The 13137-nt window shown below is 44.7% G+C and carries 13 protein-coding genes; 1 reads left to right on the top strand and 12 read right to left on the bottom strand.

Features of this window, described 5'->3' with window-relative positions; all coding sequences use genetic code 11:
* Positions 1–16 precede the first annotated feature (16 nt).
* The 6 genes from E4K67_RS19640 to fabZ all read right to left on the bottom strand — a co-directional run bounded on the left by E4K67_RS19640 (position 17) and on the right by fabZ (position 6366).
* The gene (locus E4K67_RS19640) at positions 17–814 is read right to left on the bottom strand and encodes a basic amino acid ABC transporter substrate-binding protein (RefSeq protein WP_135549814.1); all 798 of its coding nucleotides are present in this window, start codon (positions 812–814) and stop codon (positions 17–19) included.
* A gap of 477 nt (positions 815–1291) precedes the next feature.
* Positions 1292–1594: a zinc-ribbon domain containing protein gene (locus E4K67_RS19635; protein WP_135549813.1), complete on the bottom strand. Its 303-nt coding sequence runs from the start codon at positions 1592–1594 to the stop codon at positions 1292–1294.
* A gap of 64 nt (positions 1595–1658) precedes the next feature.
* Complete coding sequence (locus E4K67_RS19630) at positions 1659–2399, bottom strand: ComF family protein (RefSeq protein ID WP_135549810.1); 741 nt, start codon at positions 2397–2399, stop codon at positions 1659–1661.
* Positions 2400–2467: 68 nt separating this feature from the next.
* Positions 2468–4174 (bottom strand): helicase-related protein, encoded by a 1707-nt coding sequence (locus E4K67_RS19625; RefSeq protein ID WP_135549809.1) that lies wholly within the window; start codon positions 4172–4174, stop codon positions 2468–2470.
* A gap of 12 nt (positions 4175–4186) precedes the next feature.
* Complete coding sequence (locus E4K67_RS19620; protein ID WP_243454546.1) at positions 4187–5752, bottom strand: O-antigen ligase family protein; 1566 nt, start codon at positions 5750–5752, stop codon at positions 4187–4189.
* Positions 5753–5928: 176 nt separating this feature from the next.
* The gene (fabZ, locus tag E4K67_RS19615) at positions 5929–6366 is read right to left on the bottom strand and encodes a 3-hydroxyacyl-ACP dehydratase FabZ (RefSeq protein ID WP_135549805.1); all 438 of its coding nucleotides are present in this window, start codon (positions 6364–6366) and stop codon (positions 5929–5931) included.
* A gap of 184 nt (positions 6367–6550) precedes the next feature.
* Here fabZ and E4K67_RS19610 point away from each other — a divergent pair, with 184 nt between their 5' ends.
* Positions 6551–7675, top strand: a complete 1125-nt coding sequence (locus E4K67_RS19610; protein ID WP_135549803.1) for a glycosyltransferase — start codon at positions 6551–6553, stop codon at positions 7673–7675.
* A gap of 90 nt (positions 7676–7765) precedes the next feature.
* On the opposite strand, the gene E4K67_RS19605 is transcribed toward E4K67_RS19610, so the two are convergent.
* From E4K67_RS19605 to E4K67_RS19580, 6 genes are all read right to left on the bottom strand, one after another.
* Positions 7766–9052: an anti-sigma-I factor RsgI family protein gene (locus E4K67_RS19605; RefSeq protein ID WP_199242596.1), complete on the bottom strand. Its 1287-nt coding sequence runs from the start codon at positions 9050–9052 to the stop codon at positions 7766–7768.
* Positions 9045–9761, bottom strand: coding sequence for a sigma-70 family RNA polymerase sigma factor (locus E4K67_RS19600; RefSeq protein ID WP_135549801.1), 717 nt, complete (start codon positions 9759–9761; stop codon positions 9045–9047). Before E4K67_RS19600 ends, E4K67_RS19605 begins: the two co-directional genes overlap by 8 nt.
* Before the next feature lie 90 nt (positions 9762–9851).
* Complete coding sequence (locus tag E4K67_RS19595; RefSeq protein ID WP_135549799.1) at positions 9852–10577, bottom strand: WecB/TagA/CpsF family glycosyltransferase; 726 nt, start codon at positions 10575–10577, stop codon at positions 9852–9854.
* 202 nt (positions 10578–10779) lie between these two features.
* Positions 10780–11763, bottom strand: a complete 984-nt coding sequence (gene mreB, locus E4K67_RS19590; protein WP_135549951.1) for a rod shape-determining protein MreB — start codon at positions 11761–11763, stop codon at positions 10780–10782.
* Positions 11764–11953: 190 nt separating this feature from the next.
* Entirely contained in the window at positions 11954–12202 is a 249-nt protein-coding gene (gene spoIIID / locus E4K67_RS19585; protein WP_135549797.1) for a sporulation transcriptional regulator SpoIIID, read from the bottom strand.
* 202 nt (positions 12203–12404) lie between these two features.
* Complete coding sequence (locus E4K67_RS19580; RefSeq protein WP_135549796.1) at positions 12405–13082, bottom strand: M23 family metallopeptidase; 678 nt, start codon at positions 13080–13082, stop codon at positions 12405–12407.
* Positions 13083–13137 lie beyond the last annotated feature (55 nt).

The following is a 13137-nucleotide window of genomic DNA, read 5'->3' as shown; positions in this document are numbered from 1 at the left end:
AAATGGATAATCATTATTAGAATTTAGGAGCATCCACTTTAAACCATTTCTTATAAATCTCATTGTACTTCCCATTTTCCATGAGTTTTTTCAACGAGGCATTCATTTTATTAGCTAATTCTGTATTACCAAGTTTCATGGCTATTCCATAAAATTCTTCGCCAGATTTTGCATCGATCGATTCAATCTGAGCCGAAGGATTTTGCGCTTGGAACCAAAGTACAACTGGGGAATCGGCAACAACGGCATCCACTCCACCGGTTAATAGAGAATTCATAGCGTCTGGGGTTGTATCATATTTCTTTGTTTCCATCCCTTTTCCCTCGACTGCATATTGCCCTGTTGTATTGAGTTGGACGCCAATTTTCTTTCCTTTTAAATCTTCTAAGGATTTAATGTTGGATCCTTTTTTCATGGCTATATACTGACCACTTAGAAAATACTTGTCACTAAATAACACACCCTTGGCACGTTCCTCTGTGATTGTCATAGCAGAAATTACTGCATCATAATTTCCATTTTGCAGGGCTAGAATTAATCCATCAAAAGCAGATGTCTGAATATCTACTTTTGTATATCCCATATCTGCTCCGAGAGCCTGAATAAGCTCAATATCAAACCCCGTTGCTTGTTGCTTTTCATCCATAAATTCAAACGGCGCATAGGCGATATCAGACCCAACCTTCAGAACCTTTTCAACGGCGGGCGTTGGATTTGTAGGGGCTGGTGTGCTGGAACTTCCGCATCCAGCAAGCGCTAAGAGGCTTAGGCTTAGCATTCCGGCCAAAACAAGACGAAACTTTGGTTTAAACATAATTATTTTTCCCCTCTCTATTTGGATGTGCCAAGCAACTTATCTGACATAGGACAGTATAGTATGTCCGCTCATCCTTATTGTTTTAGATTATACATACATATAAATATTTATTCAATACTTTAATTTTTAATTTGAAGGCAAATCCCAGGAACTATTTCGCTATGTGCTCATTCCTACTCCGTTGGCGGTGGTCCTGTACATCGGACTTTCCCTCCTCCTGCTACTTCAATTTCAAAGATATATGGTGCGCTGCTTTGTCAATATCCGTTGAGGAAGTATTCTTTATCCCCCAATAGTTACCCACAGGAGGCTGTGGATAATGTGGATAAGTACTGAAAACACGCTTATTTTCACGAAATAGCTGTGGGTAAACTTGTTGAAAAAGTGTTTTCGTCGTAAGAAAAAAGCATTAGCTGACTATGTCGTCAACTAATGCTTGTGATGTTCAAATAAATTTAATTCAAGAAACTTGAATTAATATTGTTCGCGAGCTGGACGATGGTGTTGGTAGCACTCACGGCAATATACTGGGCGATCAGAAGTTGGTTGGAAAGGAACTTGTGTTTCCACTCCGCAGTCTGCGCAAACTACAGTAAACATTTCACGTGATCTTCCCTCTTGGGAATTACGATTCGTTTTGCGTATGTTGCGGCATTCGCGGCAACGTTGTGGTTCGTTCTCGAATCCCTTTTCAGCGTAGAATTCTTGTTCTCCAACAGTGAAAATAAAAGTAGCTCCGCAGTCTTTACATACTAGATCTTTGTCTTCAAAGGCCATGAAAGATATTCCCCTTACGTAAAAAAATGTAATAGGCTGTGCCCATCCACTAATTATTATAACGCTAATTACCTAAAGGCACAAGTTTTATTTCAAGTCCAGCGGCTAAACATAAGCCATAAATTTCTTGCACACCACTGCTTCTAAGGACTTCTGCCACTGCTTCAAATGTTGCTCCTGTAGTCGTTACATCATCCACAATCCATACACTTCGCCCAGAAAAAAATCTCGGTTCCCGTACCAGAAACGCGTCCTTCAGATTATGAAGACGATCACGACGGGAGAGCAGAATTTGAGACGGTGTTGGTTTTATCCGTTCAACTCCCTCGATAATCGGCAATCCCAATTCCCAGTGAATGGCGGATGCCAACACCTCGGCCTGATTAAAGCCTCGTTCCGCCAGACGGGATGCATGCATTGGCACTGCCACTACCCCATCAACCGCTGGAAGTTGGCTAATGGCCCAATCGGCGAAGGGACGAGCGATTTTCATTATACGCCTCGGGTGTGCTTCGAACTTAATCTTTTGGATAAATTCCCTCAAGGCGCCTGAATAATGTCCCCAGGCTGTAACCTGATCAAGATGTTGCGGACCACGACCAGCGCCACAATCTAAGCAGCACGTTTTTTCTTTCAGAATTAACTTTCCACACCCCCTACAGCGCCCCAACTCTGGATGAAGATAGTTTGTGGAACAAGTTGGACAGACCAAATCGCCCACTTCGCCACAGAACGTACATACTTGAACTTCTTCATACCACAAGGCTCGAGAGATCTTGACGGCACCCTGCCAACAGTCCTTCAAGGCTTCTTCCCCCCGCTCTCGTAGTTCGTGGTTCGTATTTTTCGAATCACGAACCACAAATATCTATTTTATGCCTCGATAAGTCCTAGCTCCATGGCAAGTCGATTTTGCGCCTCAATCCACTGACCTGCGGTCTGCATCGCCGGTGTGCTGCGTACAGACATAAATACGACCCTTCCCCCTGGGCTTTCTTGGGTTCGTCCCACCCTTCCGGCCATTTGCACTAAAGCGCGCTCATCAAATACCGGGTGATCGGCCTCTAGCACCACTACTTGAATCCCCGGCAAGGTGATCCCGCGCTCCAAGATCGTAGTACTAACGAAAAGGTCAACCTCCCCCTGACGCAAACGCTCAATTTTAGAGGCACGACTTGGGTCTGCACTGTAGCTACCGTCAACATTCCAATCAGGAAAACTCTGTCGGAAGCATTTAATCCACGGTTCAATCCAAGAAATCTTTGGAACGAAGGCTAACACAGGTCCCTGTATCCTTAATGACTTAATCAGAGATGCCCCTACACCTGTCCACTCGTTGGGATTTATAGAGCGACGGGATTTTTCCCAAATTGGTACCGGCAATGAAGTGCGATGGTGCCGTGCCGGAAGCCTGATCAATCGCATCTTGCCTTGCCTCACCGCCTTTAAACTTTCCGACGAAGGAGTTGCCGTCAAATAGAGTATTTTACCCCCTTGGCGCAGAGCGTGGTTCAATCCCCATTCCAAAGCACGGTTTCCCTGATATGGGAAGGCATCGATCTCATCCATAAATATCAGATCAAAAGCTCGCCAAAATCTTAGTACTTGGTGCGTGGTCGCTAGAACCATGCCTCCTCGCTGGAATTTAGCCGTAGATGTCCCAGTTAACACTTGAAATGGATAATCTGGAAAGTCTCGTTGAAGCCTTGGCGCGATGTCATTAATAACATCTTGACGCGGCGCGGCAAAAAGCACGGATTTCCCTTGTTTCAATGCCCATGCTGCCGACGGAAAACAGACCTCAGTTTTCCCTGCACCACATGCTGCCCAGAGAAGTGCTGAGTCTTCACAGTGGTCATTGATAAATTCAAACACTTGTTCACTGGCAATACGTTGGGCATCTGTTAACACCCAATGTGGATGGAAGCAAACCTCAGAAGGACCAATCAAGAGTGAACGTTCATCTCGATATAGAACATCCAGAGAAGTGCTTGATCCAATACTCTCGCACCCTCGACAGGTGGCGGCCATTTCGTACTGACTGGGCCACTCTTCCACGTCCCTTTCCCCACATCGTTGACACTGCCAACCAGTGCCGATTGATCTCACCGCAGGAACCCACTGCGCCCTTCCCTTTTCCACGTTGGAATGAGCAAGTTTTTTTATGTCATCTTCTTTAATCTTAAGTTGTCGGGCAAGCCCCCGAAGATCCCTCATAGATAATTGCCGTCCCCTGGTCAGAAGGTTAAACGCTATTTCGACCTCCTTGTCTTTTTCCTCTAGTAGACCTTGACTCATCGCTAGAATAGGGGGGCACTCCTGCCAGGTTAAGTCTGCCTCGTTCCAGCCGAACCCTTTAAGTATCTTCATAATCTCAAGCTTATTATCCTTCTGAATGGATCTTATGTCCCAAAAAGCAAAGGGGTCTCGCCGATGTAACCGCTCCTGAATGATCTGAATATTCCTCAAAGAGAGAGGTGTACTAAGATAGCTAACAACAACATTACCTTGCTTGCCCATTTCCTTATATGGAGAAAAACTGACGTTACCTTTTATATCTAACCTTAGGAAAAATTTCATACATATCCCTCTCTATCTTTGCCGAGCATACTCAGCCAAGAGTTGAATATGCTGAGATGGTTGAAAATCCTTGTACCCTCGCCAAAGCAAGCGATCAGTTGGGGTAAGTAAGGCCACTCTATCCTCAATCTTCTGAGGTACACTTTCGACCCAGCGATAGAGCATACTTGCCTTTTCTGGGTAAGTGTGACGCTGCACCTCCGCAGTATCCCAAACAATCGCTTGAGCCCATTCATACGTTTCTGGATCAAAAGGCTGCCAGTCAATTACTTCTTCAACCGCCTTAAGTCCAGTTTCTAGGTTTCCTCTACGTAATAAATGGCTTGCCTGATCTCGTCGCGTTCCTACTTGGGTCTGATCCCAATTCAAACTTCTGTCCCAGAGCACATTACTTTTAACTGGGTCCTGTTCACGCCATTGATTGGCCTGTTTATTCCAACTCTGCTCTCTCTCTAAAAGGGTAGGATTTAACAGTACGTTCCCACTACCTAGACAAAGGGTTATACTTAGCACGAGCATTCCCTTGCCGCTCAGATTGGCCGCTAATTTGTGCACGAATATGGAGTGGCGAATGCGTTCTTCTCGTTTTTGAATCATTCCAAATAATAGCCAAAATAAAAAGCCCAAAGCCGCAAAGGAGAAATCAGCATCCACTAGACTATGTAATCCTAAAAATAGCAAGGCCCCCCACGCCTGAACTTGTGATCTTGTTTCTTCTAATTCTGGCCTTGATTTGCTCCAATACTTCCAGGCCTGTGCAAGACTATAGATAATCCAAATTCCCACACTTAACACCCCTAGGATTCCCTGGTTCAGTAAGATATGAATAAAGCCCGAATGGGGGTCTGCGGTCCAATATGGAAAGCGTTGAACAGTGGGAAAGGCCATCCATCCGCCGGCTTGGGGAAGGCCTCCTGCGTTCCAAGCCAGAGTTATCCCGTCTTTATAGTAGACTAACCGTTCTTGCCAACTCGAGGATGAGAAACCAATAGATGCAAAATTGTCCCAAACTGGTCTGTTATAGAGCAACAGGAAGATTGTACTTGCAAGTACAAGTAAAATTGGCCAAAGTCCTTTTAGCCCCTTCTTCTGGAATCTTTGTCGCCACTCATAGACTGATGGGATGCCTAATAATATTTGTTGTCCAGTAAAAACTACCAAAAATAACCCCACTCCAGCTCGTGAACCCGTGCCTAATAAAGAAACTCCCAGAATGATCTGCACTAGTTTACTATGTGGGCGAAGTAAGAGTACTGCTCCCAAAAAAGCCGCTGTGGCATTAGGGTAACCAAAGACGGAACTTAACCTTCCCGCCACCCTAATCACATAAGGCAACCAACCTATCAAAGCTACAACGATAGCAAGCCATTGTATATATTGCACTAAATGCTGTTTTTCAGTTTCATTAGAAGATATCTGTACCCCCAATCGATAGGCAAACCAGAAGATGCCCCAACTCAAGGCTTCTAGCAACCCATCCTGAACTCTGATAGGATGCAGAATCCCTAACATAGAAAGGAAGAGCATCCCCCATAGTAAGATGTCTGTAATACCAAAAACAGAAACCGTCTCTGTCATGAAATGAAACCGTCTGTGTGAATAGGAAATCAGAACATAGAAAGATAAGGTGAATCCAAACAATAACAATTCTTTAGGGAAATACAGCCCTTCTATGACACTTAAAGCTAGAAAAAGAGCTAGGAGGCGTGCTTTGTTGCTCCTAGCTCTGCTGACTTTTTGTAACGTTGAACCGATCACTGGGCTGGGTTCCGTTCTAAGAAGAATTTAAGGGTGCCCTCTGCAGCTAAAGCTTCCCCAACATACGCTTTACCCTGGGCTACACCAAACGTTTTACGAAATTTAATAAGCTCTACTTCCAAACGGAGCTGATCTCCAGGAATCACTTGTCTCTTAAACTTGACATCGTCTAGGCCTGCAAACAGCGCCAAATGGCCAGCATATTCTGGCATCTTAAGGATGACTACGGCACCAACTTGGGCAAGTGCTTCCATAATCAAAACACCTGGCATAATGGGGTGACCTGGAAAGTGGCCCTGAAAGAACGGTTCATTGCCGGAGACGTTCTTAATTCCTACAGCCCTTTTTCCTTCTTCTAATTCTATGATACGATCAACCATAAGAAAGGGATAACGATGAGGAATAATTTCTTGGATCTCTTGGCTCTCTAGCAATGGAACTCCTCCTTAGTACGTGGTTCGTCATTGTCGTTTGTCTTTGTCGTTCGTCTTCCGAACTCGATTCGAATATTGAGAACTACTTGCCGATATGAACCCAATTGTCTTATGATATGAATAGGTATGTTTTCTACTAATAACCAGTATACCCAAATTAGAGGCTGAAAGGAAGAAGCAAGCCGTGAAACCCTACAAAATTTTACATATTATAGGTGGGGGAGAAATCGGTGGGGCTGAGCAGCATGTGTTGACTCTGCTTAATGGATTAGATCGGTCTCGTTTCACCCCCCATCTTCTCTGCCTAACCCATGGACCGTTCGCAGCCCTTGCCCGCGAATCCGATATTCCCTCTAGAACCCTCCCAATGCACTTTCCTATTGACCTAAGTCCCCTCCCCAACCTCATCCGTTGGGCCCGTAAAAAAGAAATTAATCTTATTCACACCCACGGTTCCCGGGCAAACCTCCTAGGAAGACTGAGTGCAAAATGGTTGGGTATCCCCAGCCTAACTACTGTCCATAGTTCCCTAGCCCATGATTATCTTTCCGCTTGGTCTGCTCATATAGCCTTAAGAATTGATCGCCTGACCCTACCCTTAACCTCAGGGATTATCACCGTCTCCGAATATTTAGCAAAAGAAGTTGCCGCAAGGGGAGGGCGGAATCTAGAAACAATTTATAATGGTCAAGCCCCCATTGTCTTTGCTAATCCGTCTGCTTCCCGGCAGCAGTTCCGCTTACAATGGGGAATTCCAGCTGATGCTCTCGTCCTAGGAACGATTGGTCGTCTTCATCCTACAAAGGGACACACTACTTTAATTAAGGCTGCAGCCCATCTACACTTGCAATTTCCAACTCTTCACCTATTGATCATTGGGGACGGCCCCCAACGCTCAGATCTAGAATTGGAACTAAAACAGAGTGGCATCCCCTATACTTTAACAGGGTACCTACCTCGGGCCTATGAAACGCTTCCGGCTATGGATCTTTTCGTCTTACCCTCAGTTAGTGAAGGAATGGGATTAGTCCTTCTTGAAGCTATGCAGGCTGGGGTCCCGATTGTTGCCAGTGCTGTTGGCGGAATTCCTGAAGTCGTCCGCGCCGGGAAAGACGGGCTGCTTGTTCCCCCAGGCGACGTGGCAGCGTTTAGTACCGCCTGTTCTAAGCTTATTAACAATCCGGATTTGGCAAAGTCCCTTGTTCTTTCTGGCCTAAGCCGCTGGCCTAGGTTTTCCATAGATAGTATGGTAAGAGAAACGGAGCAAGTATACACACGCCTACTTGATAAAAAATACCTCGCCTGCTGAAGAACAGCGCATCTTCATATATAAGTACACTATTTACCACTTGCTGAGTAATATAAAAAAGGTTGAGCTAAGCTCAACCTTTTTTATGTATCAACGTCTTTGTTGTTTATTCCAATCGAAATCCGGGAATTTATAGGTATGGGATGTGTTGGGCTTTAAATTCTCTGGCGTATAAATTTTGTCATACTTCATCCGCTGTGTCTCTTCATTCTCTCTGTTCTTGACTTTATCCTGATCTTTTGCCTTCTGCTTATCCTCAACTTTAGTTGTATCCTGATTCTTTTGCTTATCCCTATCGTTATCCTGATTCTTTGGCTCGTTCCTAATGTTATCCTGATCCTTTTGCTCGTTCCTAACGTTATCCCGATCTTTTTGCTCGTTCCTAACGTTATCCTGGTCCTTTTGCTCGTTCTTAACGTTATCCTGATCCTTTTGCTTATCGGTAACACTACTTCTACTCTTGTCAATACGAGGACCTAGAACCTTGAACGGAGAGAAAAATTTCCCTCCGGGCAGAAGTTTCGGTGTGCCATCTTCCCCTAATTTACCTATTACTCCCGAGTCTTGTTTCCCAGTACCCGATGCTTTTGGTAAAACAACTTTACTTTCCGTCTTTTCCGTCTTGATCTGCGCTTGAACCTGTGGGTTTTCAAGTAACCGAACCCGTTCTGAAGTATCTTTTAGTTTCTCCGGTTGCGTCACGACTCCTGCTTTATCTGCAGTCTGCCAAAGCGCATACTCCCCCAAAGTCAGCTCTCCTTTTTGAGCAAGCTCCTTTTCCTGAGAATTCAAGGAGAATACCGCAACCTGGGGGGTGAGGCCTTTTTTCTTGCCTATTTCTGTGACCCATGAGCTAATTTGACCCTCATTGAGTTCCTTAGGCATTTGCTCTATGGTTTTGTTATTCATTGGTGAATATCCAATCATAACCCAAGGCTGCTGAGAACTAAGAAATTTTTCATCATATGCCTGGATAATTATTTGTTCTAAAACCTCTTCAATCGGTTTCCCCTTTAGGTTAATTTGACTTAGCATTCGCTTAGCATCCTCATTTTGAGTTTCAAATTTCAATAAATTGCCCTGTTTATCCAGCACAAATTGTAAGCTGGGGTTAATATCGACCGATAGTAAGGCTACCGCGGTTGGCGCTTGATACAGGTTCCATCCTAGGAGAGCCGTAAGTACTAATACGAAAACTGCTACAGCCCCTGCCCATATGCGAATCCCACTAAAGTATTCATTCCATAGTTGGATTTGAACTTCTTCGCCCACCTCCGCGTTCAGTCGTCTATGAACTTGGCGAAAGGTGCCGTCCTGACCAAGAACAGTATATCGTGATCCGGACTTTTCCAGCACTACGGCTTTCATTTTACTCATCCTTTCGCCCTCCTTCCCGCATAAGCACATATTCTCGTAAATAAACATAGTCATGTTGGTTTGCCATCAGTAACGCGACCGCTAAAATGTACTTTCGCCCTCGTTCTAAGATCTTAGGATGTATTTGGGTTTTCAATGCTAAGGCTTGCATAGGGACCTTTCCGCTGCGTTCAACTTGGGGCCATAACTCAGAGTCAAAGGCTAATTCTCGAGCGGCACGGAGTAATGTCTCCCGTGAATCTCGATGTTTCGGAGAAACTTCCACCAAGCTTTGATAGGTAAGATTAAACGAGACCAAGGCTCTAGAAAACTGTTGAATTTCCTCTGCCCGTTCTCTGTTTTGCTCTTGCTCTCGAAATTCATCTAAGCCAATATGTATATCAATCCCTCGTCCGATGTCCCCTTGGTCAAGGGATATGACCTGCTTCAAGTGATTCTTACGATGATAATCGATCAGTCTGCGTTTCATTAATACACGCGCATAGGCTAAAAATGGGACTTCTTTATCAGTAATAAACAAATCAATTGCTTCATTAAAGGCAATCAACGCCTCCGATAATTCGTCATCTCTGCCCCATTCCAGAGTGTGGAAACACGCCTGACTAGCTACATGACGAATAAACGTCTGATATCCGGCCAAGAAAGCATCTCGGGCTTCCGAGTCCTCTTTCAAACGCTGCCACAACTCTTTGTCTTCCCATTCTGGCATGTTTCCTTTCCTCCTATCCTGTAATACGAAGCAATTTATTTCTTTTAGGGGGTATGGTCAAAATCTTCCCTATTTTCATTAGGGAGGATTTCATGGGGTCTTTCGCCTAAATCCTTGCCTTAGGACTTTTATTACAAATTGCGGCAACACGGCTTGGCGTTTCCAACGCCAGGGTTCCTTCCACAAGCGATAAAGCCACTCAATATGAAGGTCTTGAATGCTTTTCGGCGCGCGAACTACGATCCCAGCTAAGGCATCGAAACTCCCGCCTACGCCTATACTAACAGTAGCTAATCCAGGATGCTCAGCAATCCAATATTCTTGGCGGGGTGCACCCAACCCAACAAGCAAGACATCAGGCTGAAAGTTCTGGATTTTTTCTAATATTTTAGGTTCTTCTTTCGCGCTGAAGTAACCGTGCATTGCATCCCATGATATCCCATCGTTCATCAGAACAACCTGATTTGCCGCTTGTTCTGCCACGCCTGGTTTCCCTCCCAAAAAGAAAATTCGCCATTTCCCAACATGTGCAATAGGGAACAATCCATGGACCAAATCAATTCCTGTAACTCTCTCCATTACTTGAGCACCTAACCTACGGGCAGCCCAAACCACTCCGATCCCATCTGCTGTTACAATATCCGCCGAATTTATTAGCTTTTTGAGCCTAGCATTCCGTTCTGAGGCAAAGATCATCTCTGGATTAGCCGTAACAACACGCATCGGGATCTGACCTTCTACCGCCTGACGGATCTGATCCACCGTCTCTTGCATGGAATATGTATCTACGGTGATTCCCAGAATATCAACTCTCATAGAAAATCTTCCCTTCCAACGAATACCTCCATCTTAACACATCCTGCCTGATTACGAGAAAGAATGCAGTAAAATTGCAAGTAACAATTTCATTGCATTCTTTGCTTAGCTGTGATAGTAGACAACTAGGGTGGCTGAGAAGTAACAACAGCTCAGGCAGTGACCCCCGGCGGCATTCCGCATCCCCGCCGACCCAAGCTATCTAAAAACGCCCATTTAGCACCTTACCGGTACCTAATGCCACGCAAGAAATAGGCTCTTCAGCTATACTGACTGGCAATCCCGTTTCGCGAGAAAGACGTGTATCAAAACCGTATATCAAGGACCCTCCCCCAGTCATAACAATTCCTTTATCCAGAATATCCGAGGCTAATTCTGGCGGAGTTCGTTCCAAAACTTCCTTTACTCCAGCTACTATCGCTTCAATAGATTCCTCAAGCGCAACAAAACACTCTTGGGAATTAACCCTGACGGTTTTAGGCAAACCCGTAATCAAATTACGTCCTCGAACATCAATCTCAGCGGATGGACGCCCCTCTGGGATAGCAGTGCCGATTGCAATTTTAATTTCCTCAGCCGTACGTTCTCCAATCATAAGATTATGCTCACGACGAATATAACGGGTAATGGCCTCATCAAATTTATCTCCGCCTATCCGTAGGCTCTGTTTTACCACTATTCCATAAAGCGAAAGCACTGCAATATCCGTAGTTCCTCCCCCAATATCCACAACCATACTTCCTGTTGGTCCAGATATATCCAATCCAGCCCCCAATGCTGCTGCAAATGGTTCTTCAACCACTTTCACATCCTTGGCACCGGCCTGGTATGCCGCCTGTTTTACTGCCCGTTGTTCCACTTCTGTTACTCCCGAAGGAATACAAACTACGACACGCGTTTTAAAGAAAGGCCAGCGTTTGGCACCTGCTTTTTCCAGAAAATATTTCAGCATAAGTTCTGTAGTTTGGTAATCCGCGATTACCCCATCTCGCATCGGGCGTACAGCCACAATATTCCCTGGTGTGCGGCCGATCATTAACCGTGCTTCTTCTCCTACGGCAATGCGTTTATTCGTATTGCGATCTATGGCAATCACTGAGGGTTCATGTAAAATGATCCCTTTTCCTTTTGCATAAACCAAAACACTCGCTGTACCCAAGTCAATTCCGAGTTCAATTCCAAACATCAGCGGAGATACCCCTTTCGTCATCAATAGCTTGTCCATCTCGATTCAATATATAAACAAATAGCATAATCTCCCTCACGGGAGATTCGCTATTTATGCATTGATAATGCATTGATTCGTGATATAATCTCAAATTCCTTTGTTGTTTTTAATTAAATTCGAAATCTCGTATAATTTCTTCCATGTACCTCTATAATTCTTGGTATTTTTTCCGAGTTGCCTCCCCTCCCCGAATATGTCGTTCTGCCTTGTTAGTTTCTAGAATATGCTTTACTTCCATTGATAGCTTCTCATTTACTAAGGGTAACCGTTCTGTCACATCTTTATGAACCGTGCTTTTTGACACACCAAACACATCAGCCGTTTGTCTCACCGTTGCACTCGATTCTAATATGTATGTTCCAATATCGAGCACCCGTTTGCGTATATATTCTTGCACGCAGAGCCCTCCTTCGTCCACAGTGTAGTACATTTATATGCATGCACAACAGAAAAAGACATCCATAAAAGGATGTCCTTAGTTGGTAAATACTGTGATGTCTATCCGGAGGACAATTTATGTCTATCCGGAGGGGTGATTTATGTCTATCCGTTAAAAGCAATTCATCTATTTAGTAGAACAATTCATGAATTGCCCTTACCTAAGGCCTTTGCACTTCATCTCCATGCCATACTTCATAGTGAAGTTGAGGTTGATCACTTTTCCCCTCAGTAGCAGTGTAATATCCAACCTGACCGAGCGCATCTTGATTCTCTACTATATCCCCATGCTTTACTCGCAGGTTATCTAAGCCCCCGTACGTGACTACCCAACCTTTGCCACAGTCCAAAGTCACTTTCTGGCCTAGTGTAGAATCTAGCCCTGAGAAGATAACTTTTCCTCCATGAGTTGCCCGGATCACGGTTCCTTCTGGCTCCGCGTAATCCATACCGGCATGAAAGAGGTAATTATTAAAGGCCTCTGAATAATAATTACCTACGTTCCTTAAAAGCTTCCCCTGAACTGGACATGGGAAATCCTTAAGTTTTGGTTCTCCTTGAATTACTTGATCTTTGTCGGTGGTATTGGCGACACCTGCTTGGTCAAGCTCCTTCAATTCTCCGGTTCTATTTTGCATTATCAAGGCTGCTGCCCCAGTTTCTTGGTCACTTGTAGTACGCGCTGTCACGGCTTGGTCTTTTTCACTGTTTAAGGATATCCTCTCCTGGGAAGAGGAAGCTATGGCACCTAGGTAGCCATTATAAAGAGTCATACCTCCCGCTAATACTAGGAAACCCCAAACTAAAGCCCAACTTATAGACCCTTTGCGACGGTTCATTCGACTCACCTCTAAATCTAGCCTTGCCGAATTAAGCTAGTTTTAGACTTAACCA

The organism is Desulfosporosinus fructosivorans (genome assembly GCF_004766045.1).
Lineage (GTDB): Bacteria > Bacillota > Desulfitobacteriia > Desulfitobacteriales > Desulfitobacteriaceae > Desulfosporosinus > Desulfosporosinus fructosivorans.
Note: the sequence above shows the minus strand (reverse complement) of the source record. Positions and strands in the feature narration are given on the sequence as shown.